Origin of the sequence: Afipia sp. Root123D2, assembly GCF_001425835.1 — a bacterium.
Taxonomy (GTDB): Bacteria; Pseudomonadota; Alphaproteobacteria; order Rhizobiales; family Xanthobacteraceae; genus Afipia.
On record NZ_LMDP01000002.1, the window covers coordinates 204,270 to 229,706 of the forward strand.

A 25,437-nucleotide genomic window follows, 5' to 3' on the forward strand; every position below is an offset into this window, starting at 1 on the left:
TCCGTCCTCTGTCACGTTTCAATCTGGAATCGGTAAATCAGGAAACGTTTTCGCGTTTCGAAGGCCTACGCTTCAGTTCCGGCGTTTCGCCCCATCGCCGCACAATGCCGACATCGATATCGAACAGATCGAGCGCGCGCCCGACCGTATGGTCGACCATGTCGTCAAGACTGCCGGGCTTGGCGTAAAACGCAGGTACCGGCGGAGCGATAATGGCTCCCATCTCCGACAGCGCCGTCATGGTGCGGAGATGTCCGGTGTGAAGTGGGGTTTCGCGGACCATCAGGACCAGACGCCGGCAGTCCTTCAGCGTCACGTCCGCTGCGCGGGTCAGAAGCGTCGTGGTGACACCGGATGCAATTTCTGACATCGAACGCATCGAGCACGGCGCCACAATCATGCCCGTTGTCCGGAACGAGCCGCTCGAGATTGATGCCGCCATGTCATCAATCGAATGCGTGGCATGTGCCAGCGCCTTCACGTCACCGATCTTCAGATCGGTTTCGTAAGCCAACGTCAATTCCGCGGCTTTGGACATCACGAGATGAGTTTCGACTCCCGCATTGCGAAGCAACTGCAGCAGGCGCACGCCGTAGACAACTCCCGACGCGCCTGAAATTCCGACGATGAGACGCCGCCGCGCCATATCCATCATGAATGTCACCGTGAGGTTCCCGACTGCAGCGCCTATATGTGCGTAAGCTGAACGGTACGCAGCCTCCTTAATCATTACAAATAATTGATTTTGATTATCTCGATCATTTAGAATGATGATAGAAAGCCAGTCGCGCTGCTTGCCGGGAGCCCTGCGATGGACCTCAGACAAATTCAGTATTTTCTTTGCCTCGCCGAAGAAGGAAACATGACGCGCGCCGCACGGCAGCTCAACATCGTGCAGCCGGCGCTCAGCATGCAGATCGCAAAACTCGAACGATCGGTCGGCAAGCAGCTTTTCTACCGGGCTGCGCATGGGATGTCGCTGACGCCGGCGGGAGAAACCCTTGCGACGCTCGCAGGCTCGATCATGCAGAATGTCGATCACGCGCGCGACGAAATGGCTCGGCTCGATGGCAAGGTTTCGGGCCGCGTCAGCATTGGCATGATCACATCGGCGGCGCAGAGCACGCTGGCGGCGTCGACGGCCAGAATCGCCGCCAAGTATCCCGAAATCCAGCTTCTGGTCTGCGAGGGATATACGGAAACTCTGATGGAATGGGTTGTCGCGGGACAACTCGACATCGCGATCGTCAACAAGCCGCCCGGCAAAACCCTGCTGACGTCGCATCACATACTTAACGAAGAAATGATTCTGGTTCGCAGCCCGAATCGCACCGTCAAGCTGCCCAAGACTGTCGCTTATGGTCAACTTGAGAAGCTCGATGTCGTTGTTCCGTCCCGTCGCCACGGCCTGCGCCGCATTCTCGATTCCGTCGCGGCCGAATCCGGCTTCAGCCTCAAGCCGCGCCTGGAAATCGACACCCTGTCGGCTATCTGCGAAGTGGTTGCCGCGACCGATATGGTGACAGTGCTGCCGGGAATCGCTGTGCACGATGCGCTCGCGACCGGAAAACTTGAGGTCCATCGGCTGCGCAAGCCTGCGATTGCGCGCACAGTCACGTGGGTGACGCATCCACGCCGCATCGTGTCGGCAGCAATGTCGGCGGTCATCGACGTGATCTCCGAAGACCTTCGGACCGCGGCCAAATCCGCAGCACGCTTCGCCAGCGGCCGCTAGGATTGAGGCGATTCTAGACAGCGATCGCCTCCATCAGCCGCGCCTTGTCAGCATCGTTCCCGGCATGACCGCTTACGACAACGGTGCCGCGTTCGATGGCGTAGAAGCGATCCGCGAGGGCAAGCGCCCCGCCGACATTCTGTTCAACGAGTAGGACGATGGTCCCGGCCGCTTTCATCTCCTCGATGATGGCGAAGATGTCGGCAACGATCATTGGCGCCAGCCCTTCGCTCGGCTCGTCGATCAGAGCGAGTCGCGGGCGCCCCACCATGACGCGGGCCATGGCCAGCATCTGCTGTTCGCCACCTGAGAGCGTGGTGCCGGCCTGCCGGCGACGTTCCGCAAGGCGCGGCATCCGCTGATAGATGCGATCGATCTCGCTCTTTTCCTCACTACGCGATCGACCGGCACGCTGCATCAGGCCTAACTGAAGATTTTCTTCGACGCTCAAGCCCGGGAAAATGCGTCTGTCCTCAGGCACGAACCCGACTCCGTGGCGGCAGATGCGATCGGGCGCTAGTCCCGCGAGACGCGTTTCATCGAGAATAATGTCGCCATCGGTCGGCTTCACCCAGCCGGCGACGGCTTTCATCAGCGTGGTCTTGCCGACGCCATTGCGACCGAAAATGCCGACCACTTCGCCGGGCCGCGCCTCGAGGCTGATCCCCTGGATGATGTGGGATAGACCATAGTGAACGTGAAGATTGTCGATCTTCAGCATCATGCGTGCCCGAAGTAAGCGGCTTTGACCGCGGGGTCTGCGCGAACGACGGACGGAACACCCTCCGCCAGCTTCCTTCCCTGATGCATGACGACAATGTGGTTGGAAATATCCATCACCAGCCCGATATCGTGCTCGATCAGCAGGATCGTCACATCGCGGGCCAGATCGCGGATCAATTTCGCTGTGTCAGCCGTATCCGCATAACTCATGCCCTGGGTCGGCTCGTCGAGAAGCAGGATCGACGGTTCGGCCGCCAGTGCAACTGCGATTTCAAGCCGCCGCTGCTCGCCGTGCGACAATGCCCCGGCCAATTCGCCAACTTTTCTCTCCAGTTCGAACCGCGCGATCAACCCGGCTACGCGGTCCAAAGCTATGCTGCTCTTGCCCACCGGCAGAAAAAGACGGCCTGACGCTTCCAGCCGCTGTGCAGCCAGCCTCAGATTCTCGAAAACCGTCAGATCGAAGAACAGATTGGTGATCTGGAACGAACGGCCGAGGCCGGCGCGTTGCATCAGATGTGGCGGAGACCCGGTCCGATCGATGCCGCGCAGAACTACGCGGCCAGCATGAGGCCGTATCAGGCCGCTGATCAGATTGAACAAAGTTGACTTGCCGGCGCCGTTGGGGCCGATCACGGTTGTGATCGCGTTCTGCTCGGCAACGAACGAAACGCCATCGACCGCGCGAATGCCGCCGAATGCGACCGCGAGATCGTGAATTTCGAGCACCGCGCTCATTGCGGTCCTCCACCCAACCGCCGCTCGATCCACGGCCTGACAACCCCGATCAGGCCCTTCGGCAGGAAAATCACGGTCGCCATGAACAGCAGGCCAATGACAATGAGATGATGCTCGGTCATCGAGCCGATGACCGATTTGAGAACTGTCAGAATGACGCTGCCGTACAAGGCACCGGCAAGCGTTCCCACTCCCCCGGTCACGACAGTGATCACAGCATTGCCCGATGTCGAGAAGAACAGCAACTCCGGCGAGACGAACCCGCGCAGCATTGGGTAAAGAGCTCCGGACAGCGCAGCAACGACCGCGGATAGCACATAGGCGGCAAGCCGCGCGTTGCGTGTTGAATAGCCCAGAAACGGCACCCGCCGCTCGTTGGCACGAAGCGCCAGCAGGATGCGCCCGAACGGGGCATCAAGGAGGTAGGCGCTGATCGCGTAAAGCACCACGATAAAGCCGAGCGTAAAAATGAAGAAAGCGGCCGGCGCATTCGACATCACGGTCGTCACGCCCAGATTCACCGGCACGATTGGCACACCGATCAGCCCGTCCGACGCACCGAGCGCGCGGGTATTATAGATTGCTTTCGCGGCAACCTGCGCAAGACCGAAAGTAACCAGCGCAAAATAGACGCCGCGCACGCGGTTCGCGATCAGACCGGCGGCAATTCCGATAACAACAGATGCTGCCAGCGCCGCGGCCATCGCCAGCCAGAACGACGGCACCTGCTTGAGGACAACGGCGGACACATAAGCACCAAGACCGAAATAAAGCGCCTGCCCGAGCGACAGCAACCCGGTGTAGCCCAGCAGAATATCGACGGAGAGCGCGAGGCCGGCGAAGATCAACGCCTCGGTCGCAAGCCTCAGGAAGAACGTATCGCCCAGCGTCGTGCCTGCCGCAGCGAAGATCAGTCCGGCAACGACGAAGACCGCGACAAGAACATGGCTCGCGCGCATGGCGAGACCAAGACGATCCACGACAGAGACCGGTCGGACAATGGTGACGGCCTCATGCATGGCCGAGCCGCCCAAACAGTCCCTGCGGCCTGATGACGAGAACCAGAACCATGATGCTGAAGACGATCGGATCGCTCCAGACCGGCGATACGATCAGGCTGGACAAGGCCTGGATCTGGGTAATCAGGAGACCGGCAACGACAGCACCCGGAATCGATCCCATGCCGCCGACGATCACCACTGTAAATGCCAGAAAAATGAAATCCCGCCCCATGGTCGGGAAGATCGAATAGATCGGGGCAAGCAGGACGCCGGCCAATCCCGCGAGCGCCACCCCGAACGCAAAGGTCCCCGCGAACACGCGCTCAACGGGAACACCGAGCGACGCGGCCATGTTGCGGTCGAACGCCGCCGCCCGCACCAGTGCGCCGAGCCGCGTTTTGTTGATGCCGATGGCAACGGCAACGATGATGACGAAACCGATGACAATCAGGAATAGCCGATAGGTCGGCAGAATTACGCCCATCAGCTCAATGGCGCCCGGAATAGGCGTCGGCGGCCGCTGCGTGTTAGAGCCGAACACCACCTTCAGCCCTTCCTCGAGGACGAGGCCGAGACCGAAGGTCAAAAGCAGCGTCGTGACATGCCTGTTCGGCATGTTGAACACCCGCTGAATGAGCCCGCGTTCGACAACGAAGCCGATCGGAATCATGATCAGCGGCACAATGATCAGAAGCAGCCAGAAGCTGATGCCGGCCGCCCCAAGGGCCAGACCAAGATACGCGCCCACGGCATAGAATTCGCCGTGCGCCATGTTGATGACGTCGAGAAGTCCGAAAATAATGGTCAGCCCCAGCGCGACGAGCACGACGGCGACGCCGAGCGCCAGACCGGTGATCATCTGCGGCGCGAGTACAAACTGGATATACTCAAAAACACCGGTCATCCGGAATCCGTTGTAGTTAAATTGACTTTATATCCGTTGTCGCCCGGCCCCCGCGAATGCGAGTGCTGCGACATCGTTTGTCGTGGCACACGTATTCATACTTGCGGTCACGTAGCGACGCTGCCGTCAGAACCGCGTGCAATCGTCAGGGCCGATCGCGTCCTCGCCGCTGACATTTCCGACAATCTTGAACTGACCGCCATCGACCTGCACGACGTACATCGGCTGGATCGCCTGATGATCGCCGGCGCGCATGGTTTTCTTACCCTGCGGCGTTTCCCATTCCAGGCCAGCCATCGCCGCCCTTACCTTGTCGGTTTCGGTCGACTTCGCCTTCTCTACCGCAGCCTTGTAGAAATAAATCAATCCGTAGCTGTCGGAGCCGTAGAGATCGGGGTCAGCCTTGTTGGCTGCCTTGAAGGCAGCGACAAACTTCTTGTTCTCTGGATTATCGATCTGCGTCGAATAGCCCACGCCGGTACCGAAGCCGTTCGCGGCGGCACCGATGGCCTTGATGTTCTGCGACGTCACCGTGCCCGATGCACCGACCACCAGCAGCTTCCCGAGCAATCCGAAGTCCTGCATCTGCGTCAGCAGACGAACCGTATCGTTGCCCGCGACCGAGGTATAAAGGACCTCAGGCTTGGCTTGGCGAAGCTGGCCGAAATATTGGGTGTAGTCCTTGCTATCAAGCGGCGCAAACACTTCGCCGGTCGAGACGGCTCCGAGGCCCTCAATTGTTTTCTTGAAAGTCGCGACCGTCGAGCGACCCATTTCATAATCGGGACCGAGGAAGAAAACCTTGGCCTTTGGTTTCTGCTTGGCGACCCATGCAGCCAGCGCGGTCGATTGCTGACCCGCGCGCGCATTAACGCGAAAGACATTGGGCGAGCATTTATCACCGGTGATCGAGTCCGCGAAGGACACTGTCGTGGCGATCAGCTTGCCGGCGCGTTCAGCGGTCTGCCCGACCGCGAGGGTCGATCCGGAGTTCACGGTCCCCGTGAGAAAATCGACCTTCTGCACTTCAAACAGCTTTTCCGCCTTCTGTACGGCGACGGACGGGTTCGCTTCTTCATCCTCAAAAATCAATTCGATCTGACGGCCCATGATGCCGCCAGCAGCATTGACCTCCTTGGTGGCGAGTTCGAGACCCCAGCGCACCTGCTGCCCAATTGGGGCGTATGTACCCGACAGTGGCGTCACGACTCCGATCTTGATTGGATCGGCCGCGTGGGCCGGCAGGGTGAGCGCGGTGGTGGCGAGCAGACTCGCCAATGCAATGGTCATCCGGATCATGGCGTTCAACTCCTCGAGGCAAATGTTTCCCGTGCGCAATATCGACCTCTCGTTCGGAGGAGCGCTCGCATGGAGCGAATCCGTCTGATCGAGCATCATTGATGAAAGAACACAAAGGGCGGTGCGCGCGCGAAGTGTCAGGACTCCTGACGGAGATCACTTACGATCGAAAATGCTTGCGCTAAGCCGGCCTGTCCCATTCCTCACAATGAACGCGTTCTTGTCGACGCGTTGACGAGGTATTTGTCGGATGCCGGTCACGGCGGCGATGCCACCGGTTCTTACAACTTACCAATCCGTCTCATTAAGTATATTGCGTCGCAAGATCATGAGGCCGGGCGCTCCCAGGATGGTCGCTGCGAGCCCGTGCGATGTGCAATTCTGTCGCAGCGGCTTTGTCGTGGCTTTCCCGCACCCGTACTTAGTACGCTGACGGCCACCACTATGGCGATCTTGTCGTCCGTGCTGCAACAAACGAAACTCTGAAAGCAGGGGCGAGGACTGAGGGGAATTTACTTCAATCCGAAAGCACCAATGTGAATCTCGTTTTCAGAACCACATGAGCATCGCGTTCGACGATGAACGTCGCGGTGTACGATCCTTTGTCCCATCCGCCCTTAGGCTTTTTCCTGCCCGCGAACAGCATGGTTTGAGCCTTATCTCGCTCAAGTGTTACGCGATTCTCGGCAATAATCCGCTCGTTAGAATCTCTCAGGGCTAACCATTGTGTGTCCCCTGCCTTAAGGCCTATCGCGCGTATAAAGGCGACAAGAGCCAGCGAATTCACGGTGAGTTGCCCGCCGTCGCCTCCATCTCGTTCAATAAAATCCATCGTCACCGGCCGACTTGTAAATCCAGCGTTCAGAACGGCGCGCTCCCGATAGGCAAGTTGCGAATGAAGCGCTGACGTCCAGAGCTGCTTTCCGCTGCCACAACCGGATGCCGCCTCATATGCGAAGGGATCGACAACCTTTCCGTGATGCCGGACGGTCAAATGGAGATGAGGAAACTCCGTCAACCCGGAGAGGCCGATTTGCCCGAGTTCATCACCAGCCTGAACCTGATCACCGGGTTTCACCTGCACGCTTCCCTTGGCCAGATGACAATATTGAGTCTCCCACTGATCCGCGTGCGTGATGATGATGCCGTTGCCACACTCGACGCCCTGTACGGCATTGCGTCCCGATTCGTGAAAATTACCGTCGGAGACACCGTCGCGAATGCGAGTGATTGTTCCGGGCGCAGCGGCCAAAACCTTGACATTCGATTGGCCACGCGAGGGTATGCGGAAGTCTGTTCCGTCATGGCCCTCATAGGTCAGCGTGCCGCACGTGTAATCCTTCGCCGCCGGCGAAGGATCGGCATCGACATAGTTCTGAATGAAGCAGGTACGCCCGACCTCGCAAGCAACTGGGAGTTGAAGCTCGATAGTGCTGGCAGTCGCACCAGCGGCCACTCCGAGCGTCGCGCCACCCGTAATCGCAATCCAGCGACCCGCGCCTGAAATCGCCGCGGCTATCGGTCCTAATTTGCTCATAGACTTGTCGCGCCGGTTAATATCGGGAGCTCAATGCGTTCTGCCGTTCAGGGGTATAGCGGACGCCGGTTGCATTCCGACCCGTTCCCGCGCCTTTGCACCGAACGGCGACAACGTCAGATGGTACAACAGAAAGAACTCCGACTGCCGATTGATTCCCAGTTTAAGCATAATGCGCTTGGTGTAGGTCCTCACTGTTGCTTCCGTCAAACGCAACTCAGCTCCGATGCGGCGCGGACAATGGCCGTGGAGAATCCGGGCGATGATCCGCTCTTCAGCCCAGGTGAGGCCAAATGCCGACGCAATCCTGCGCGCGCCGGAAACCTCATCGAACTGCGGAACGATCACCAGCATTCGGTCGGCCTCGCCCGGCACAGCGCCGACTCTGGCAAAGGCAAACTGCTGATGGTCAATGGACAGGGGCACCGGCGTATTCAGCCAGCCTTGATTGCCCTGCGACATCAGCATCTCGGAAACCGATCTCTTCAGACTGTCCGTCACCGAAGAGCTCAGTCCGGAAAGCGTTCCGCGCTCCACCATGAGAAGCTCGCCTTTCGCAAGCAACGCCCGCCCTCTGCCATTGACTTCGTGAATGAACAGCTCGTCATCCACGACGATGGCCGGAAAAATCAAATCCTCCAGCCAGGTGTGCAGATCTGACCTCAGCGAAGGAGGACGAACGATCGCTTGCGCCGTTTCCCACATCATTCGGATGGCGCGGACAACACAGGGAATCTCCGCGCTGACGAGTGCAGCGGCCCGCCAGCCAGCGACAAACACGACTGTCGCCCCTCCTCCAGCCGACAACCGTCCAATAACCGAGTGGCCCTTCCCTCCCGGTTGCGGCCCAAACAATTTCCGCACGAAGTTGGTTCGCGCATTGATTGGATCGATCAGCGTGCAGTCGGCCTCCGCCCCCTTGCGGGCAATGCGCTCAATCGTGGCGGTGCATGACGGATCGACTGTCGCATATCCAATCCGAACCTCCTCAATCGCTGAAATTGCGTTGGGAAACATGGTGGCAACGTAGCAGCTGTTGCAATCAAGCAGCTCAGCGATAGCTCTCCCGAAATATTCCATCGCTGCGCGGCTGACTGTCCTCTCCTGTGAGATTGCAGGACTAAGCTTTATCGCACGCCGCTCGACCGGCTGCATGGGCTTACCAAAATTGAAACGTCCGCTTTGCCAGCCGGATGCTACCTTGCCATTCTCATACACTGACGCCTCCCGCAATCGGCTGCAGCCGGCTTCATTACCAGCCGCTCAACTTTCTCTAAATGCGCGGTGGATACGCAACATCATAGGTTGCAGCAGATATTCCGCGAAGGTTCTCTCCCCGGTCTCGACGAAAACATCGACGGGCATGCCGGGCAGTAGCGTAGATAAGTAGTCATTGGCTTCGGGCTTGGGTTCGAGTTCGACTTCGGTCTTGTAGGAAACGACGCCGGACTTCGGATCCGTCAACACATCGGCCGCCACGTTGACGATCTTGCCCTCGAGCATCGGCCTGCGGCGGGTATTCAATGCATGAACACGGACGCGAGCGGCCTGTCCAAGAAACACCTCTTCCCGGTCTGTCGGCCGCAATGTCGCCTCGATCACAAGCTTGTCCTCAAGGGGAACGATTTCCAGAAGAGTTTCCCGGGGCGCTAGGACCGCGTTCAGATCTCGGGTATTCAATCCGACCACTCGCCCCGATTCAGGCGCGCGCAATTCGGAACGTGTCAGTTGATCACGCAGGCCGACAATTCGATGTTTGAGATCGCCGATCTCCTCGTTAATCATGTGCCGTTGCTTGGCAATGTCCTGACCTTGATTCAAATCGAGTTGTTTGCGTCGGCTTTCGAGTTCGGCAATCTTGCCCTGAGCCTCGGCGATGGACGCACCATTGCGTGCAACCTGTGCGCTTGCTTCTGCTTCAGTACGTTTCAGCGCGAGTAATCGCGGCTTTCGGGCGAGCCCCTTCTCGAAAAGAAGGTTTGTGTCGGCGATTTCTTCCTTGAGATAGGCAAGTTGCTGGTTCAGCCCACTGGTGTTGCTCTCCAGCCCGCGAATGGTTTCGCCCAGTTGTCGAACCTGCTGGTCTATCACCTTGCGCTCCCCGTCGATGGCACTCAATCGGGCAGAAAACTCGGCTTCCTGGCTTTGAACGGCGATACGGGCAGACGATTTGGTTGCATTTCTCAGCAACTCATCGGGAAACGAAATTGTCTTGGCCCGAATTTGTTCCGCAGCGAGCCGTGCTTCCATCGCGAGATCGGCAAAAAGTTTTGTTTCCAGTGAACCGAGGGTTGCGTCAATCTGCGTTGTATCCAATTTCGCGACAAGCTGTCCCGCTTTGACCTGATCATTCTCTCTTACAAGAATCGATTTTATAATTCCGCCTTCGAGATGTTGCACGGCCTTGCGCTTGGAATGAACCTTGATGAACCCCGGGGCAATCACGGCGCTGCGCAGGGGGACGACGGTTGCCCAGACGCCGAAGACGCAGAACTGCATCACCAGCAGCACGCATCCCCACACAACGATACGCCGCATATCGGAACGTGGCCGTTCCAGCGCTACCGATTGATGGTCTGCATGATCCCGCTGCAAAAGAGCGACGGCCCGGCTGTGATCATTGGACATCAACCGCGTCTCCCCACTACCGGAATCTTGAAAGAGGCCGCCTCACCTGGCCGCGAACGCGGAGTCTGTATCGGCGTAGCTCCCGACACACTGAGCGGCAGCACACCGGAAGGCGGTCCGAACGCGAACTGCCGACCGTCTCTCAAAAGAAGGACGGCGTCCGCGACGGTGAGCAGGCGGGGACGGTGAGTAACGATCACCAGCGCGGCACCGCGTTCGCGCGCTCGCTGGACCGCGGCGCACAGCGCTTCCTCGCCCTCCGGATCAAGATTGGCATTGGGTTCATCGAGCAGGATCAACTTACGGTCGCCAAAGAATGCCCGCGCCAGGCCGATCCGCTGGCGTTGGCCGCCGGACAGCTTGTTGCCATCGCGTCCGATCGCGGTCTGATATCCTTGCGGCAACGACAGGATCATCTCATGTGCTTGTGCAAGCATCGCTGCGGCGATGATGTCTTCGTCGCGCGCGTTCTCATCGAAGCCGGCGATGGCCTCGGCGACAGTTCCGCCCAGGAGTTGCACGTCCTGCGGGAGATAACCGACAAACTGGCCGAGCTGATCTGGATCCCAATTCTCAAGAGCGGCACGATCGAGCCGGATGGTGCCGCCGGTGGGCCGCTCAAGCGCCGCGATCAACCGGAGCAACGTAGACTTTCCTGCCCCCGTCGGCCCGATAACGACAACGATTTCACCTGGCCGGCATTGGAATGTCACTTCGGCAAGAATCGGTCGTTTCACCGCAGCGGTGCGATACGTCAGATGCGCAACCTCCAGTTCTCCTGAAGGAGTAGGAAGCACCGTCTTACGCGTGCGCTCAAGGACCGGCGCTGCCGCCGCGCAGACCTGAATCCAGGCTTCGTGAGCGGATGTGAGCGCCCGCCATGCCGAGATCAGGCCTTCCATCGGCTGCAACGTGCGAGCGATGAGAAGCGAGCTTGCAATCAGGCTTCCGGACAGAACTTCGTTCTGAAGGACGAGCCATGCACCAGTCCCGATCGCCGCGATCTGAAGGACCGTCCTGACCAATCGCGCGGCCGATGCAATCGCGGCAACCCGCTCGCTTCCCCTCACCACCGGCGACAGCGCTTGATCATTCAGGCGCATGAACTCGCGTACCGCGCCGCGTGTCCATCCCATCGCCCGAACAAGGCTAGCGTGCCTGACAATTCCATCCAGAGCGGCCTGCGTGCGCGACGCAGCGCCCGTGGCTTGCGCGATCTCGGCCCGCGCAATCTTGCGGCTGACGAACCCCATCACCAGCAGGATCGTAGTCCCGATCAAGGCGATGATGCCGTACCAGGGGTGGAGGAAAAACAGGATAAAAATGAACAGCGGGAGGAACGGCGCATCGATGAGAGTTGTCACTGTTCCACCGGACAGAAAACTTCTCAGTTCGCGGACTTTCGCAAGGTCATTCACCCTGCTGTCCCCTCGCCCGGAGGAGTCCGCAATAACGCTCTCAAGAACAATAGGCGCGACATAGCGCTCGAACGCAACCGCGAAACGGCTGAGAAGCCGGCTGCGAAACGTGTCGAACGCCGCACTGAAGGCAAGTGCGATTACGGCAATGCCCGTGAGGCCGATCAGCGTTTCAACGCTGCCGCTGCTGAGAACACGATCGAAGATTTCGATGGAATAGAAAGGTATGACGAGAAGCAGGATATTCATGGACACGCTAAAGGCCACGATCCACACAAAGGTGGATCGTCCCGGAATCAATCCAAGCAGCGATCTCTTACTGGACGCTGAGGCGACACGACTGATATTCGGATACATGACTTATCGGCATGGTACGAACTAAACTTCCGGATCGAGAGAAGCGGGGCGGCTTCGCAGCCGCCCCGCGGTCTCTCGCTATACGACCTCGATCACGTCGTATCCCGCCGCGTCATTGATATCCTGGATCGATTCGAACGGCGTTCCGCCGCCCGAGATGTTGTCGAGTTGAATCGTGCCAAAGCCAAAGTCCAGCACGGTGTTCGTGCCATCGTCGTCAACCACGACCGTGGTCGGGTCAAACCCCGGCTCAGCATCGACGTGAACGACATCGCCATCGGCGAAGCTGAGGTCGGTCACCTCGTCGTCGCCGAAGTTGGTCGCGGTATCGTCACCGAAATTATGAGTATCGGTGCCGGCGCCACCGGTCAGCACATCGCTGCCAAGGCCGCCACTGAGCGAGTCAGCTCCGTTGCCGCCGCTGAGCTCATCGTCGCCGTCGTCGCCATTCAGTGTATCGTTGCCGGCGCTGCCTGACAGGGTGTCTGCACCTTCACCGCCATTGATGGCATCGACGCCGTCGCCTCCCTCAAGAGTATCGTCGCCGGCATCCCCGCTCATGGCGTCGTTGCCGGTACCGCCATTCAGGTCGTCGTCCCCATCGCCGCCCGACATCGTATCAACGCCAGCACCGCCAGCTATGGTGTCATCACCATCGTCACCGTTCATGGCATCGTCGCCATTGCCGCCATCCATAACGTCGGCATCCGCGCCGCCGTTCAGGGTGTCGTTGCCATCATCGCCGTTCATGATGTCGCTTCCGGCGCCGCCGTTCAGCGTGTCATCATCCGCGCCGCCGCTCATGGTGTCGTTGCCGAGACCGCCATTCAGCGTATCGAGGCCGTCACCGCCATTCAGCGTGTCGTCGCCGAGACCGCCGCTTAGTGTATCGTCGCCGACGTCACCGTTCATCGTGTCGTCGCCAACGCCGCCATTGACGGTATCATTACCATCGCCGCCGTTCAAATCGTCGTTGCCCGCCGCGCCATTCAGGGTGTCGTCCCCGGCATCGCCCCAAAGACTGTCAACGCCGGCTCCGCCATTCACGGTATCGTCGCCGTCACCGCCGTGGACGGTGTCATCGCCGGCATCGCCGAACAGCTGATCGTTGTCCGTGCCACCGTCAATAATGTCGTTGCCAGCGTTGCCATGAATTGTGTCGGCGCCCGCGTCGCCGGACAGGTTATCGCCGCCCGCGCCGCCGTTGACCGTGTCATCGCCGTCGCCGCCTAGAACAGTGTCGATGCCGGCATTACCATTCAACGTGTCGTTGCCAGCGCCGCCATCGATCGAATCGTCGCCAGCGCCACCGCTGACTGAGTCGTTTCCATCCAGTCCTGTGATCGTGTCGTTTCCCGGGAGACCGAAGATCTCGTCGTCCAATGCTGTGCCGGGCAATGTATCGTCGTTTGGTGTTCCGATGATGAGTGCCATGGTGTCCGCTCCCTCTCATGCGACGCAGGCAAAGCGGATCAACTCCCGACCCGCCCCCGCGCGCCGTGGATTCACTTGACTCGGCGTTCATCGACATTCGATGAGGCTCGATGGCATGAGCGTGAATGAGAGGGGGCACGGCAGCAATCCCCATTTGGGGACAAAAAGAAAGCACCAATACACCCTCGGCTGCCGCGATCCTTCGCGGGGCAATCCCAAGTTACACCACTCGCGAAACGCGGTCCTCTGTCACTATCCATGCAGGCATCCAAGACGCCCGACTCCCTTATTTTGCGCGCCAACGCAAAGCAAGGATTTGGCGAGCGTGTCCCTGTTCACCGCGCGCTTGGGTGCGGAGTCGAATCAAATGTCCGTTTCAATACTTTGTGTAAGGACGTTACAAAAATCGCTCAGAACATGTCATTCGCGACATCGCCGATCGTCAGTGCCAAAAGTCGCTTTTGCCGGGATGGACATTTCGTCCGTACCCTGCCGAGAGCCGTCAGCGTCAACGCTGACGAACTCTTTGCACGGGCCCGGCGTCGGACAAAATCCTCCAGCTCCGGTTGGAATGACCGATCGCAATGAAGGGGATTTCGCTGTTGCCGGGCTTGCTCAGATGCGTTGAAGGGCACTGCCCTTGTGGGCGGCGACATGATCGGTCTTGTCGCTTTTGATTTCGTACTGTGGATCATCCTGAGAGGCGTGATGCGTATAGCCCTTGTAGTCAAAATTCCTGGTGTGAATAGCGATGATAGTCCCGGACACCCGGCCAGCCTCAGAATTCCAGCTTACATGATCGCCGATTTTGAATCGCTTAGCCATGTCACAGGCTCCTGCTGTTCCAGAACCTCGCCTGGAAGGACATCGCGACCAATCGGCGCGACACCAAAGTGCCGAAGTATTGAGGTGAGACTCGCTTTACCAACAGCCCCTTCGCCGATGTCCTGAAGCACCGCATCTGCGCGGTTTTCGTTCGTCTCATGCGTGCCTCCCATAGCTTGGAATCAAGACCGAAGTTCGCCATCCAACGATCCCCGATCCGGCCGTACTGCCTTGTCGAGACATGCGGCTTCCATGCACTTTCCTGGCTAGGATGAAGTCCACTCCGCTCAAGCCTTGTCTTTCAACCTATGGATGCGCCCGCTTTCGCCCGTCTGATTCCGAGAGCCAGAATACGATGCAATAGATCCGGGTAGTCGAGACCGCCATGCCGAGCCGCGGTAGCGAATTCCTGGCTCTTCGCGATTTCGGGATTGGGATTTGCTTCAATGAAATACGGCGTCCCGTCGGACGAAAGGCGAAAGTCGATGCGCGCGTATCCATCGAGCCCCAGCGTCCGGTAGATGCGTTTCGCTGTTCGCTGAATGCGAGCGGAGACTTCCGGCGCCAGACCCTTCGCTGGTCCGTCGACGATGCCGACGCGTTCCTGGTAACTGGTATCGTGCTTGACCTTCTCGGTGGCGATGTGATCACCGCCCATGGTGCCGAACTTCAATTCCCACACCGGCAGAGCCCTCAGCCGATCGTTGCCGAGCACGCCCACATACAGCTCACGTCCCTCGATGAACTGCTCAGCGATGGCGGCAGTTTCGACCCGCTCATGAATGAAGGCGACGCGTTCGGCGAGCTTCTCGTCTGTATCCACGATAGAAGCCTGGGAGATGCCTTGTGATCCATCCTCGTTTAGGCTCTTGACGATCAGCGGCAGCGCGAGGCGTGGCGGCCGCTTGACCTTGCGGTGCATCGGAAACACGGCAAAAGCCGGGACCGCAATCCGGCGATGATGCACCAGCGTCTTCGACAGATCCTTGCCACGTGCCAGCACCAGGCCGCGCGGATTGCAACCCGTATAAGGGACCTTCATCAATTCGAGAAAGCTTGCGATGTGCTGGTCATACGCGGTCTGATAGTGAAATTCTTCCAGTAGCGTGAACACCACATGCGGCTTGAAACCTTCGATCTCGTCGCGCATGGGCTTGATTTCCTCCTGCACGCCGAGCGGACGAACGTTGTGGCCGGCCGCGCGCAAGGTGCTTACGACATCGTATTCCGTTTTCCATTTATTGATCTCCTGCGCACTGTACCCGTCGGCGGAGTCCGGTGGCATGAAGTCTGGATGCATGAGAACGAGGATTCGCAGGCGCCTCATAGCGCGATCCATTTGCGTCGTGATGGACCGAACAGCGCATGCATCGTCTTGGCCGTCAACAGCACGGTGAAATCCATCACGAGCTTCCGTTCGGAGCCGACGGCACGCAGATCGAGCTCGCGGCAGCGGGAGATCATGTCATCCAACACGGCATCGAGCGTGAGTTGGTTCTCGCCGGTCCACCGCGCGACCAACTGCCGGATATAGGCGCGGTGCCGACGGATGAAGCCCGACGCCGCTTGCGCCCGGTGGTGCCGAGGGTCGGCGGAAAACAACCGGGAGAGGTCGCGGTCGTACGTCTTGGGTGGCGTGAAGGCATAGAACGCCTGTTTTTTCCGGTAGTGCTCGCCAAGCGTCTGGCTAAGCTCATTCAAGGGCTCGACACGCTCCCGCGTCGTGAGCAGCGGCCGTTTCCCGGCGATCTCGCCCATCAGCTCGTCGACATATTCGAGCTTTTTCAGCGCGGGCCAACCGGCATAACGGGTCCGCCAGTTCGAGCGCGGCCGCAGCCACACCGCGAAGGTTTCGGCGAAGTCCTCGTCTGGATGGCTCTGCGCGTACCAGAGCCGAAGATGCTGGACATACTGCCGGCTGGCCGGATTGGGTCGGTAATAGCGCGGGTAGCGTTTCGAGGAGGGACCGAACAGCTGCTGCCAACGTCGTCGGCGTTGTAGCTGGTAGGCGTGCTGAACGGTATGGCCAGCCTCATGACGGAGGATTGCCATGCATTCGGACCAGGTGCCGCCCTCGACCTCAAGCATCATTTTCTTCTCGACCTTCATCAGGCGAGGATGAGTGAGATAGAAAGGAATGGCGATGCCGGGCGAATTTGCCGGACTGAACCATTCGCTCGAGATCCATGCATGCGGCCGCAGCCGGATCCCTCGCTCTTCGAGCTCTTCATGCAGAGTTGCGAGACAATCCTCGAGCCAAGTGCCTTTGACTCCAACCTTCAAACTACTGAGGCGGCGCGCAAGCAACTCCTCGTCCGATAGCTGCTCCCAGGGAAATATCCGGCGTGACATAGGGCATCTGAAGGTCATGAAACATCGACGCTCGGATAGTGTCACAGGATGTCGCTCACAACAACCATGTGGGTTTTCGAGACGTGCCGCTGTTTCAGCCGTGCACTTTCGCTTCGGGTCCGAGCCGATGTTGATACTGTCCGCTTTTCGCCAAAAGCAGACGTCGCCTGGGTAAGCGGCGCCGTCAGTTGTTCGAACAGATATTCGGGACCGAGACAGCCGAGCGAATTACCTCACCCATCCGCCACCACACCGCCGCGACGGCGAATGTCGCGGGTGATGGGGAAATCTCTCCATCCGGTGTGCGGCGCAAAATGATCTTGGATGTGTTCCTCAGCCGAGACGCAGACCGCCCGTGAGATTGTGGACGAGTTGCAGCGCTTCCGACTGACGCCGCGTGCCGGTGCGGTTGAAGATACTCTTCAACTGGGTCCGCGCGGTTTCGTAGGAAACTCCGAGTCGCTCGGCGGCCTGCGGCAGCGAGACGTCCGCATGGAGCAGCACTAGCAATGCCGCCTCAGCCTTGGTAAGCCCTAGCCCGCGACGGATATCGTCGACCGGCACCGATTCCTGTTCGCGGAACGGATCGACGATCAGCAGCAAGGCCCGCGCCGCTGCGAAATAATCGCCGGACCGTTCTCGAGCGCGACGCCCTGAACCAGCAGCGGCCGACGCCCCTTGCCGGCGATGACCACGCTGCGCACACCAGCGGATATGCGGTCCAGGCCAAAACAGAGACCGTGAACCATCTTGCGCAGGTCGTTCGTTTCCTGGCTCAAAAAGCACGATACTTCGCCACGGGAGATCAGAAGATGCGTGCCGATATAGCCCTCGGCATGGCGATTACAGCGCAGCACCCTGCCGTAGCGGTCAATCAGAAGGCCCGCGCGTCCGATCATGTCAAAGGCATCGGCGACGCCCATGGCGCGTCCGAACGACAGCGAATGAGCGATCAATGCGGCCTGCTGCAAGGGGCCGGAAAGCTGGAGCAACTTCTTCTGCTCCGCGAACTCAAACGGACCGAGCCGATCGCCGCGCTGGAGCATCAGCGCCCATTCTTCATCCGCAATCTTGATGCCAACGCCAGCGGACCAGTTGGCACCGAAGGTTGCCAAAAATCCACGGTAATAGTCGGACTTCCGTGTTTCCTCGCGCGAGGCAAAGTCCTGATCGGTGAAAATACCTCGTTTGCGCATGAGAGGCAGGCCGCGCTCGCGCTCATCCTTGAGATGCCAGTCATCGCGGAAGTAAAGCTGAAGCCCGTCGACCGTTGCCGTCGTCGCCAGCAGAACTGGGAAAGATTACCTCGCCCCCCGGCCAATCGCCAGTGTTTGCGGATGCAATATCCATTACGGATCTAAAAAGGGATAGACAACGGGAACTATTTGCATGGGCTTTGGAGAATTGCGATACGCTTGGAATGCGATAATTCGGCTACGCTCAAATGACGGATCTGGAACGCGTTCTCGTCGAAGGCATTTGACCGTTCAAAAGCCCTGCCCCGGCGTCTGACGACGAGCTAACCTTCCGAATATCCGTTAAGGGTCATAAACGGACATGACTTCGGCGGATCTGTTCAGCGAAGAGGAACGAGATCTCTCATTTTCCAGAGGGTAGGATTGAACGACCGCTCAAGAACCATCTCTTGCTGAAAAGCTGGTTTAGGCTTTGAGAGCCGCCGCTGTGTTTAGCGCTCCAGCGGTCATGGCACGGAACTAACAGGGCAAAAGCCTTGTGACTTGGGAGGACGACGATGAGGGAAACGCCAAGCAGTACCGCGGAGAAATCCGCCCCAAGATTGATCAGGGGACCGCAGGATTTTTACGGCGGCATGGCGTTGATGGCGGTCGCGCTGTTCGCCCTGTGGGCATCGAGCGACCTTCAAGGCCTGCGAGGGTTTTCGTTCGGTCCCGGCACCGCGCCGCGGATGTTTGCCGTTCTTCTTCTGGCACTCGGTGCGGGTATCGCCGGGACAGGATTTTTTGTCGAAGGTCCGCCGTTGCAGCGCTACGGCATTCGCGGACCGTTCTTTGTCAGCCTCTCAGTGCTGTCGTTCGCGGCGACGATCCGCCCGCTCGGCCTGATCATCTGCGCATTCGCGAGTTTCCTGATCGCAGCAATGGGATCGGATGAAACGCGGTGGAAGGAAACCATCATCGTCGGTGCCTGCATGACACTGGGATGCGCGTTCCTGTTTTCGTATGCGCTTGGGTTGCCGCTCGACCTTCTCCCATCTATTCTGCGCTGAGGGCGTCATGGATATCTTCTCGAATCTTGCGCTCGGCTTCAGCGTCGCGTTCTCACCCATCAATCTCGGGCTCTGTCTGGTCGGCGCGCTGGTCGGCACTCTGGTCGGCGTGCTGCCCGGCATTGGCACCGTCGCCACGGTGGCGATGCTGCTGCCGATCACGTTCGGGTTGCCGCCCACCGCTGCGCTCATCATGCTCGCGGGCATTTATTATGGCGCACAGTACGGCGGCTCGACCACCTCGATCCTGGTCAACATCCCGGGCGAAGCCAGTTCCGTGGTTACAGCGCTCGACGGTTTCCAGATGGCCAAGCAGGGCCGCGCCGGCCCGGCGCTGGCGATCGCCGCCATCGGCTCGTTCTTCGCAGGGTGCGTGGCAACGGTCTTGATTGCTTTGCTCGGCGCGCCGCTAACCAAGCTCGCGCTGGCATTCGGACCGGCGGAATATTTCTCGCTGATGGTGCTCGGCCTTGTCTTCGCGATTGTGCTGGCGAAGGGATCGGTGCTCAAGGCGATCGCGATGATCGCGTTTGGCGTGCTGCTGTCGATGGTCGGAATGGATATCGAGACCGGCGCGTCGCGCATGTCGTTCAACATCCCCGAACTCGCCGACGGTCTCAGTTTTGCGGCGGTGGCGATGGGTCTGTTCGGATTCGCGGAGATCATCCGCAATCTGGATTCCGGTGCGCAGATGGACCGCGATTTGGTTAAACAGCATATCTCCGGACTGATGCCGACAAAGAAGGATCTGAAGGAATCGACGCCGGCCATCCTGCGCGGCACGGTGCTGGGATCGATTCTCGGAATTTTGCCCGGCGGCGGCGCGGTGATTGCGTCGTTTGCAGCCTACACGTTCGAGAAGAAGATCTCGAAGCATCCCGAGCGATTTGGTCACGGTGCCATCCAGGGTGTCGCCGCTCCCGAGAGTGCCAACAACGCAGCGGCGCAAACCTCGTTCATTCCGCTACTCACGCTTGGCATTCCACCCAACGCGGTGATGGCACTCATGGTCGGCGCGATGACTATTCACGGCATCGTACCCGGACCTCTGGTGATGCAGAAGCAGCCCGATCTGGTCTGGGGCATGATCGCCTCGATGTGGATCGGCAACCTGATGCTGCTCATCATCAACCTGCCTCTGGTCGGCATCTGGGGGCGGCTCTTGCGGGTACCTTACCGGCTGTTGTTCCCCTGCATCGTGGTCTTCTGCGCTATCGGCATCTATTCGGTGAACAACGCGCCGACGGACGTGGTTCTGACGGCGGCTCTCGGCATCGTCGGCTACTGGCTGGTGAAACACGAGTTCGAGCCGGCCCCCCTGCTGCTCGGCATGGTGCTCGGCCCGCTGATGGAGGAAAATCTCCGCCGCGCCTTGGTGATCTCGCGCGGAGATTGGTCTGTCTTCGTAACGCGTCCGCTGTCCGCGACGTTGATGGCGGTCGCCGCGTTTCTCCTCGTTCTCGCGGTGTTGCCGTCACTTCGCAGGAAGCGCGACGAGGTGTTCGTCGAATCAGAGAACTGACAGAATGAGCCCCGAATTCGTTGCGTGGTATCGCTAATGCCGCGCAGTGAATTTTCCAGTGAACAGGCAATTTCGTTCCTGTCCGTAACTCGCAAAGAGCTGATCGACCTGAAAAGACTCCCATGCCGACGATCATGGCAATGAATCGATTCAGCGCATCATATTTCAACAGCGATTGTTCGATCCAAAATGCGATGCCGGAACAATCGGACACCAAGTCTGTGAATCCAGCACTCCTTGCGTTCGATCATCGGCTCACCCCCGAGACGTTCGCGGGTTACCGCCCTATTCCCCGGACCTCACTCACCCGCAAGCGCACCTGGGGTGGTTGAAGCAAGGAAACGCAGCAATGATTGCCGTTGAAGCTCAATGGAACTTTGCCGGTCGCGCATTTCCGGCGGCGCGCGCCAGCCCGGCTCGATTCCGGTCATGTCCGGCAGTTCGTGCGCTATACCCTTGTGACAATCGATGCATGTGCGTTCGCCCGACACCAGATAGCGGGTGTGGATCTCCGCGGCTCGCCGCGTCTGCTTGGTGAAATCCATCGCGATGGCGGAATGGCAATTCCGGCATTCGAGTGAATCGTTGGCCTTGAGCCGAGCCCATTCGTTCTTGGCAAGTTTGATCCGCATATCGAGAAATTTCTGACGCGTCGAAATGGTGCCGAATATCTTGCCCCAGACCTCCTTCGAGGCCTGCATCTTGCGCGCGATCTTGTCAGTCCAGTCGTGCGGCACGTGGCAATCGGGACAGGTCGCGCGAACGCCGGAGCGATTCGAGAAATGGACGGTGCGCTGCAGTTCCTGATACACGTTGTCGTGCATCTCATGGCATGAGGTGCAGAACTTTTCGGTATTGGTAATTTCCAGCGCGGTATTGAACGCGCCCCAGAACATGACGCCGCACACAAAGCCGCCGAGGGTGAGAAAACCGAGACTGAAATAGACGCTGGGCCGGCTCGCGATCCGCCAGAACCATAGCAACATCTGCCAGAACCAAAGCAGCAGAGCTTTCAGTTTTGCCATGTCGCTCTCACTGCTTGGGGTCGTGAACCTGGAGCATGTCCTGGAACGTGTTTGGCACCAGCGGTTTGGCGTCAGTCTGCTCGACGTGACATGCGGTGCAGAAATAGCGCCGCGGCGTGACATCCGCGAGAACCTGGCCATCGCGGTCCATGAAATGCGTGACGCTGATCATCGGCGCGCCAGACCCTTCCGTATACTGGCGACGATGACAATCCAGACAACGATTAGTCTTCAGCGTGAGCTGATAGCCGTCGATAGAATGCGGGATCACTGGCGGCTGTTCGGGATAATTGCGCATCACGCGCTTGTCGTCGGTGATCGGGCGCGCGAGCGGCGGGATCGGCGCCTCGCTCATGGGCACCGCGTTGCCGGTGACGCGCGGCACGATCTGTGGCGCATTCTGCGCGTAGATCGCGCCCGTTAGAAAAATAACGAACCCGCTCAGGAGCGCGCCCATTAGAGGCCGCACCATCGCGCTTAAACCGGAGTGATCCTGATCGCGCATTTCTTGAAATCCGTTTGTTTTGAAATCGGATCCGTTGCGTCAAGCGTGGTCTTGTTGATGAGCTGGCTGGCGTCGAACCAAGGCACGAACACTACGCCGCGCGGCATGCGGTTGCGTCCGCGGATATCGACACGCGTCCTGATTTCGCCGCGCCGGGACGTCAATTTGATCTCGGCACCCTGATTGACTCCACGCTCGCGCGCATCCTCGGCATGCATGAAACAGCGTGCGCCCGGAAAGGCCTTGTAGAGTTCGGGTACGCGCATGGTCATCGACCCCGAGTGCCAGTGCTCGAGCACGCGGCCTGTCACCAGCCAAAGGTCGAATTCCTTGTCCGGCGACTCCGCCGGCGGCTCATAGGGAACGGCGATGATTTTCGCCCGGCCGTCGGGCTGGCCATAAAAATCGATGCTCTTGCCGGGCTTCACATAGGGATCCAGGCCTTCACGATAGCGCCAGCGGGTTTCCTTGCCGTCGACTACCGGCCACCGCAGACCGCGTACTTGATGGTAGGTGTCGAACGGCGCGAGATCGTGGCCATGCCCGCGCCCGAACGAAGCGTATTCCTCGAACAAGCCCTTCTGAACATAAAATTCGAATGCCTTGGATTCGTGATTGTCGTACTCAGCCGGAATTTCGGTCGCCGCAAAGCGATCGACATTTCCATTGCGATACAGAACTTCGAACAGCGTCTTGCCGCGATAATTCGGGTTGGCCTGAAGAATATCCTCCGGCCAGACTTCGTCGGTGGTGAAGCGCTTCGAGAATTCCATCATCTGCCAGAGATCGGAGCGCGCATCACCGGGCGCTTGCACCAGTTGGCGCCAGAAATGGGTACGGCGCTCGGCATTGCCGTAGCTGCCTTCCTTCTCGACCCACATTGCCGCCGGCAGGATAACGTCCGCTGCGAGCGCAGTGACGGTAGGATAGGCATCCGATACCACGATGAAATTGTCGGGATTGCGATAACCCGGATAAGTTTCCTGCGTGTTGTTGGGGGCTGCCTGCAGGTTGTTATTGACCTGAATCCAGTAGAAATTGAGCTTGCCGTCTCGCAGCATCCGATCCTGCTCGACCGCGTGATAGCCCGGCTTCTCGGGAATGATGCCGCGCGGAATGCGCCAGATCTCTTCGGCGTGCTTGCGGTGCTCGGGATTGGTCACCGTCATATCCGCTGGAAGCCGGTGGGCAAAGGTTCCGACTTCGCGTGCGGTGCCGCAGGCCGATGGCTGTCCAGTCAGTGAAAACGGCGAGTTGCCGGGCTCGGAGATTTTCCCGGTCAGGAGATGGATATTGTAGACGAGCTGATTAGCCCAAACGCCGCGCACATGCTGATTGAAACCCATGGTCCATAGCGACATCACCTTGCGCTTGGGATCGGCATAGAGTTCGGCAAGCTCCTGAAGAAAACCGCGCTCGACGCCGGTCAGCGTGGAGACCTTCTCCAGTGTGTAGTCCTTAACGAACTTCGCATAGGCATCGAAGTCAATCTGTTCCACCGCGGCGGGATTGGCCGCGCCTTTCGCTTTCTTCTCAAGGGGATTGTCCGGCCGCAGGCCATACCCGATATCGGTCACGCCTTTGACGAAAGAAGTATGGTTGTTGACGAACTCCTTGTTGACCCGGCCAGTCGTGATGATGTGGTTGGCGATGTAGTTGAGGATAGCAAGATCGGTGCCCGGCTTGAACACGATCGGGATGTCCGCGAGATCAGAACTGCGGTGCGTGAACGTGGACAACACCGCGACCTTCACCTGCGGATGGCTCAACCGCCGGTCGGTAAGCCGTGTCCACAAGATCGGGTGCATCTCGGCCATGTTCGATCCCCACAGGACGAACGCATCCGCGGCCTCGAAGTCGTCGTAGCACCCCATCGGCTCGTCCATGCCGAAGGTACGCATGAAGGCATAGGCCGCTGACGCCATGCAGTGGCGTGCATTGGGATCGAGATTGTTGGAGCGGAGGCCGGCGCGCATCAGTTTGGTCGCCGCGTACCCCTCCCATATCGTCCACTGGCCCGAGCCGAACATACCAACGGCGGTCGGCCCCTTCTCCTTGAGCACCGCCTTCAGCCGGGCGGCCATCAAATCAAAAGCCTCGTCCCAACTCACCAGCGCAAAGTCACCGTTCTTATCGTAAACGCCGTTTTTCTTGCGCATCAGCGGCGTGGTCAGGCGATCGCCGCCATACATGATCTTCGACAGGAAGTAACCCTTGATGCAGTTCAGTCCGCGGTTCACCTCCGCCAACGTATCGCCGTGCGTGGCGACGACCTTGCCGCCCTTGACGCCGACCATGACGCCGCATCCGGTGCCGCAGAAACGGCACGGCGCCTTCGACCATTTGATCTGGAGCGATCCGACCCCTTGCGCGACGGGCTGTGCTATCGCCGGAACGGAGATATTCGCCGCGGCGGCTGCGATGGCGGCGGCCTGCGCCTTGAGCATGTCGCGTCGTGAGAGGCTCATCGCTCTTCTCCATGCCCGGCAGAATCGTCGATCTGCTCGTAAACCATGTTGGCGGATAGCACGCCGTCCCATCCCGAGATTTCGGCGAGCCGCGCGCCCAGCGCACCGCTATCCGGCCCTTCGAGAACAATGACGATCTTTGATGCGTTGCGGTGATGAACTTCGACGCCGGGCAGCGCGGACAGCAACCGCACGACGTTTTCAAGATGCTTCGGCAGTACCGAGACGACCGCGCTTGAGATGTGCAGAGACGACGGCTGAACCTGCCCTGATAGAAACGACCGTCGTGAGACCCGATCGCTTTTCATGGTGCCTCTTAGGGTGGCGGCCCCGGCGGGCCCAACACAAGTTGCGACATCCAGACTACAAAACCATATCCGCCAACAATGCCAACGGCAACGATCGGCCAGATCAGCGCAGCAATAATGGAAAATACAATGAATTCGTCGCGCCGCGTATGCGGGGGGACGGGATGATCTCTGGCTTCGGACTGGTCGGAAACCGTGTCCATGAGTGCGCCTTTTGGAAGGACATCCACCGGGTACAGGTTATCGGTGCGTGACGGGTGCGGCAAGATCAAAATAGCCGCGAAGAGCGACAGAGCGAACTATCCGATTAACCCGAAGACCAAGATGCCAGATAATGGACCCCACTGATATGAAATTTGGATCCCTTAGGAGATCTCATATCGACGAAATAGCGAAATCGCCTACCTAAA

The 25,437-nt window shown here is 59.2% G+C and carries 25 protein-coding genes and 1 pseudogene; 5 read left to right on the forward strand and 21 right to left on the reverse strand.

Going from position 1 to position 25,437, the window contains the following annotated elements; translation table 11 throughout:
* Positions 1 to 37: 37 nt before the first annotated feature.
* A complete protein-coding gene (locus tag ASC80_RS10130; RefSeq protein ID WP_056296339.1) occupies positions 38 to 655 on the reverse strand; it encodes a UbiX family flavin prenyltransferase in 618 nt (205 codons plus the stop codon).
* A gap of 207 nt (positions 656 to 862) precedes the next feature.
* Here ASC80_RS10130 and ASC80_RS24380 point away from each other — a divergent pair.
* Both ASC80_RS24380 and ASC80_RS10135 read left to right on the forward strand, forming a co-directional pair.
* A pseudogene (locus tag ASC80_RS24380) lies at positions 863 to 937 on the forward strand (helix-turn-helix domain-containing protein); the annotation flags it as partial.
* A gap of 87 nt (positions 938 to 1,024) precedes the next feature.
* Positions 1,025 to 1,735, forward strand: a complete 711-nt coding sequence (locus ASC80_RS10135) for a LysR family transcriptional regulator substrate-binding protein (RefSeq protein WP_244487284.1) — start codon at positions 1,025 to 1,027, stop codon at positions 1,733 to 1,735.
* Between the two features lie 13 nt (positions 1,736 to 1,748).
* On the opposite strand, the gene ASC80_RS10140 is transcribed toward ASC80_RS10135, so the two are convergent.
* The 15 genes from ASC80_RS10140 to ASC80_RS23675 form a co-directional block, all read right to left on the reverse strand.
* Entirely contained in the window at positions 1,749 to 2,456 is a 708-nt protein-coding gene (locus ASC80_RS10140; protein ID WP_056298653.1) for an ABC transporter ATP-binding protein, read from the reverse strand.
* Positions 2,456 to 3,196 carry an ABC transporter ATP-binding protein gene (locus ASC80_RS10145; RefSeq protein WP_056296345.1) on the reverse strand — a complete coding sequence of 247 codons (741 nt, stop codon included), beginning with the start codon at positions 3,194 to 3,196 and terminating at the stop codon, positions 2,456 to 2,458. The genes ASC80_RS10140 and ASC80_RS10145 overlap by 1 nt, the downstream gene beginning before the upstream one ends.
* A complete protein-coding gene (locus ASC80_RS10150) occupies positions 3,193 to 4,215 on the reverse strand; it encodes a branched-chain amino acid ABC transporter permease (RefSeq protein ID WP_056298655.1) in 1,023 nt (340 codons plus the stop codon). Before ASC80_RS10150 ends, ASC80_RS10145 begins: the two co-directional genes overlap by 4 nt.
* Entirely contained in the window at positions 4,208 to 5,101 is an 894-nt protein-coding gene (locus ASC80_RS10155) for a branched-chain amino acid ABC transporter permease (RefSeq protein ID WP_056296348.1), read from the reverse strand. The genes ASC80_RS10150 and ASC80_RS10155 overlap by 8 nt, the downstream gene beginning before the upstream one ends.
* A gap of 126 nt (positions 5,102 to 5,227) precedes the next feature.
* Entirely contained in the window at positions 5,228 to 6,400 is a 1,173-nt protein-coding gene (locus tag ASC80_RS10160; protein ID WP_056298658.1) for an ABC transporter substrate-binding protein, read from the reverse strand.
* Positions 6,401 to 6,917: 517 nt separating this feature from the next.
* Positions 6,918 to 7,937, reverse strand: coding sequence for a M23 family metallopeptidase (locus ASC80_RS10165; protein ID WP_082512502.1), 1,020 nt, complete (start codon positions 7,935 to 7,937; stop codon positions 6,918 to 6,920).
* Positions 7,938 to 7,967: 30 nt separating this feature from the next.
* The gene (locus tag ASC80_RS10170; protein WP_156464344.1) at positions 7,968 to 9,155 is read right to left on the reverse strand and encodes a helix-turn-helix transcriptional regulator; all 1,188 of its coding nucleotides are present in this window, start codon (positions 9,153 to 9,155) and stop codon (positions 7,968 to 7,970) included.
* Positions 9,156 to 9,200: 45 nt separating this feature from the next.
* A complete protein-coding gene (locus ASC80_RS10175) occupies positions 9,201 to 10,565 on the reverse strand; it encodes an HlyD family type I secretion periplasmic adaptor subunit (RefSeq protein ID WP_244487242.1) in 1,365 nt (454 codons plus the stop codon).
* Positions 10,565 to 12,340, reverse strand: a complete 1,776-nt coding sequence (locus ASC80_RS10180; protein WP_156464345.1) for a type I secretion system permease/ATPase — start codon at positions 12,338 to 12,340, stop codon at positions 10,565 to 10,567. The genes ASC80_RS10175 and ASC80_RS10180 overlap by 1 nt, the downstream gene beginning before the upstream one ends.
* A 78-nt stretch (positions 12,341 to 12,418) precedes the next feature.
* Positions 12,419 to 13,774, reverse strand: a complete 1,356-nt coding sequence (locus ASC80_RS10185) for a calcium-binding protein (RefSeq protein WP_082512504.1) — start codon at positions 13,772 to 13,774, stop codon at positions 12,419 to 12,421.
* A gap of 615 nt (positions 13,775 to 14,389) precedes the next feature.
* Positions 14,390 to 14,599, reverse strand: coding sequence for a hypervirulence associated TUDOR domain-containing protein (locus tag ASC80_RS10190; protein WP_056296355.1), 210 nt, complete (start codon positions 14,597 to 14,599; stop codon positions 14,390 to 14,392).
* Positions 14,600 to 14,900: 301 nt separating this feature from the next.
* Entirely contained in the window at positions 14,901 to 15,926 is a 1,026-nt protein-coding gene (locus tag ASC80_RS10200) for a D-alanine--D-alanine ligase family protein (RefSeq protein ID WP_056296361.1), read from the reverse strand.
* Positions 15,923 to 16,906, reverse strand: coding sequence for a putative zinc-binding metallopeptidase (locus ASC80_RS10205; protein WP_244487244.1), 984 nt, complete (start codon positions 16,904 to 16,906; stop codon positions 15,923 to 15,925). Before ASC80_RS10205 ends, ASC80_RS10200 begins: the two co-directional genes overlap by 4 nt.
* A 378-nt stretch (positions 16,907 to 17,284) precedes the next feature.
* The gene (locus tag ASC80_RS10210) at positions 17,285 to 17,554 is read right to left on the reverse strand and encodes a helix-turn-helix transcriptional regulator (protein ID WP_056296365.1); all 270 of its coding nucleotides are present in this window, start codon (positions 17,552 to 17,554) and stop codon (positions 17,285 to 17,287) included.
* Positions 17,545 to 17,874, reverse strand: coding sequence for a hypothetical protein (locus ASC80_RS23675; RefSeq protein ID WP_156464347.1), 330 nt, complete (start codon positions 17,872 to 17,874; stop codon positions 17,545 to 17,547). The genes ASC80_RS10210 and ASC80_RS23675 overlap by 10 nt, the downstream gene beginning before the upstream one ends.
* Before the next feature lie 21 nt (positions 17,875 to 17,895).
* On the opposite strand from ASC80_RS23675, the gene ASC80_RS23680 reads away from it, so the two are divergent.
* From ASC80_RS23680 to ASC80_RS10225, 3 genes are all read left to right on the forward strand, one after another.
* A complete protein-coding gene (locus ASC80_RS23680) occupies positions 17,896 to 18,312 on the forward strand; it encodes a hypothetical protein (RefSeq protein WP_156464348.1) in 417 nt (138 codons plus the stop codon).
* Between the two features lie 392 nt (positions 18,313 to 18,704).
* Positions 18,705 to 19,199 carry a tripartite tricarboxylate transporter TctB family protein gene (locus tag ASC80_RS10220; RefSeq protein ID WP_056296369.1) on the forward strand — a complete coding sequence of 165 codons (495 nt, stop codon included), beginning with the start codon at positions 18,705 to 18,707 and terminating at the stop codon, positions 19,197 to 19,199.
* A 7-nt stretch (positions 19,200 to 19,206) separates the two neighbouring features.
* The gene (locus ASC80_RS10225; protein ID WP_056296372.1) at positions 19,207 to 20,721 is read left to right on the forward strand and encodes a tripartite tricarboxylate transporter permease; all 1,515 of its coding nucleotides are present in this window, start codon (positions 19,207 to 19,209) and stop codon (positions 20,719 to 20,721) included.
* A 299-nt stretch (positions 20,722 to 21,020) separates the two neighbouring features.
* Here ASC80_RS10225 and ASC80_RS10235 read toward each other — a convergent pair whose 3' ends face one another.
* Genes ASC80_RS10235 through napE form a run of 5 tightly spaced genes read right to left on the reverse strand, consistent with a single transcriptional unit; the run spans position 21,021 to position 25,230 of the window.
* Entirely contained in the window at positions 21,021 to 21,746 is a 726-nt protein-coding gene (locus ASC80_RS10235) for a cytochrome c3 family protein (RefSeq protein WP_056296378.1), read from the reverse strand.
* A 7-nt stretch (positions 21,747 to 21,753) separates the two neighbouring features.
* Positions 21,754 to 22,251: a nitrate reductase cytochrome c-type subunit gene (locus ASC80_RS10240; protein WP_056296381.1), complete on the reverse strand. Its 498-nt coding sequence runs from the start codon at positions 22,249 to 22,251 to the stop codon at positions 21,754 to 21,756.
* On the reverse strand, positions 22,224 to 24,719 hold the full coding sequence (gene napA / locus ASC80_RS10245; protein ID WP_056296384.1) for a periplasmic nitrate reductase subunit alpha: 2,496 nt from the start codon (positions 24,717 to 24,719) through the stop codon (positions 22,224 to 22,226). The genes ASC80_RS10240 and napA overlap by 28 nt, the downstream gene beginning before the upstream one ends.
* The gene (locus ASC80_RS10250) at positions 24,716 to 25,027 is read right to left on the reverse strand and encodes a chaperone NapD (RefSeq protein WP_056296387.1); all 312 of its coding nucleotides are present in this window, start codon (positions 25,025 to 25,027) and stop codon (positions 24,716 to 24,718) included. The genes napA and ASC80_RS10250 overlap by 4 nt, the downstream gene beginning before the upstream one ends.
* An 8-nt stretch (positions 25,028 to 25,035) precedes the next feature.
* Complete coding sequence (gene napE, locus ASC80_RS23025; RefSeq protein WP_082512505.1) at positions 25,036 to 25,230, reverse strand: periplasmic nitrate reductase, NapE protein; 195 nt, start codon at positions 25,228 to 25,230, stop codon at positions 25,036 to 25,038.
* Between the last annotated feature and the right edge of the window lie 207 nt (positions 25,231 to 25,437).

Bases quoted from the DNA above. Each gene is read 5' to 3' on its own strand.
- ASC80_RS10130 (WP_056296339.1), bottom strand. From the start codon at position 655: ATGATGGATATGGCGCGGCGGCGTCTCATCGTCGGAATTTCAGGCGCG.
- ASC80_RS10135 (WP_244487284.1), top strand. From the start codon at position 1,025: ATGCAGAATGTCGATCACGCGCGCGACGAAATGGCTCGGCTCGATGGC.
- ASC80_RS10140 (WP_056298653.1), bottom strand. From the start codon at position 2,456: ATGCTGAAGATCGACAATCTTCACGTTCACTATGGTCTATCCCACATC.
- ASC80_RS10145 (WP_056296345.1), bottom strand. From the start codon at position 3,196: ATGAGCGCGGTGCTCGAAATTCACGATCTCGCGGTCGCATTCGGCGGC.
- ASC80_RS10150 (WP_056298655.1), bottom strand. From the start codon at position 4,215: ATGCATGAGGCCGTCACCATTGTCCGACCGGTCTCTGTCGTGGATCGT.
- ASC80_RS10155 (WP_056296348.1), bottom strand. From the start codon at position 5,101: ATGACCGGTGTTTTTGAGTATATCCAGTTTGTACTCGCGCCGCAGATG.
- ASC80_RS10160 (WP_056298658.1), bottom strand. From the start codon at position 6,400: ATGATCCGGATGACCATTGCATTGGCGAGTCTGCTCGCCACCACCGCG.
- ASC80_RS10165 (WP_082512502.1), bottom strand. From the start codon at position 7,937: ATGAGCAAATTAGGACCGATAGCCGCGGCGATTTCAGGCGCGGGTCGC.
- ASC80_RS10175 (WP_244487242.1), bottom strand. From the start codon at position 10,565: ATGTCCAATGATCACAGCCGGGCCGTCGCTCTTTTGCAGCGGGATCAT.
- ASC80_RS10180 (WP_156464345.1), bottom strand. From the start codon at position 12,340: ATGTATCCGAATATCAGTCGTGTCGCCTCAGCGTCCAGTAAGAGATCG.
- ASC80_RS10185 (WP_082512504.1), bottom strand. From the start codon at position 13,774: ATGGCACTCATCATCGGAACACCAAACGACGATACATTGCCCGGCACA.
- ASC80_RS10190 (WP_056296355.1), bottom strand. From the start codon at position 14,599: ATGGCTAAGCGATTCAAAATCGGCGATCATGTAAGCTGGAATTCTGAG.
- ASC80_RS10200 (WP_056296361.1), bottom strand. From the start codon at position 15,926: ATGAGGCGCCTGCGAATCCTCGTTCTCATGCATCCAGACTTCATGCCA.
- ASC80_RS23675 (WP_156464347.1), bottom strand. From the start codon at position 17,874: ATGGGCGTCGCCGATGCCTTTGACATGATCGGACGCGCGGGCCTTCTG.
- ASC80_RS23680 (WP_156464348.1), top strand. From the start codon at position 17,896: ATGAGCGATCAATGCGGCCTGCTGCAAGGGGCCGGAAAGCTGGAGCAA.
- ASC80_RS10220 (WP_056296369.1), top strand. From the start codon at position 18,705: ATGAGGGAAACGCCAAGCAGTACCGCGGAGAAATCCGCCCCAAGATTG.
- ASC80_RS10225 (WP_056296372.1), top strand. From the start codon at position 19,207: ATGGATATCTTCTCGAATCTTGCGCTCGGCTTCAGCGTCGCGTTCTCA.
- ASC80_RS10235 (WP_056296378.1), bottom strand. From the start codon at position 21,746: ATGGCAAAACTGAAAGCTCTGCTGCTTTGGTTCTGGCAGATGTTGCTA.
- ASC80_RS10240 (WP_056296381.1), bottom strand. From the start codon at position 22,251: ATGCGCGATCAGGATCACTCCGGTTTAAGCGCGATGGTGCGGCCTCTA.
- napA (WP_056296384.1), bottom strand. From the start codon at position 24,719: ATGAGCCTCTCACGACGCGACATGCTCAAGGCGCAGGCCGCCGCCATC.
- ASC80_RS10250 (WP_056296387.1), bottom strand. From the start codon at position 25,027: ATGAAAAGCGATCGGGTCTCACGACGGTCGTTTCTATCAGGGCAGGTT.
- napE (WP_082512505.1), bottom strand. From the start codon at position 25,230: ATGGACACGGTTTCCGACCAGTCCGAAGCCAGAGATCATCCCGTCCCC.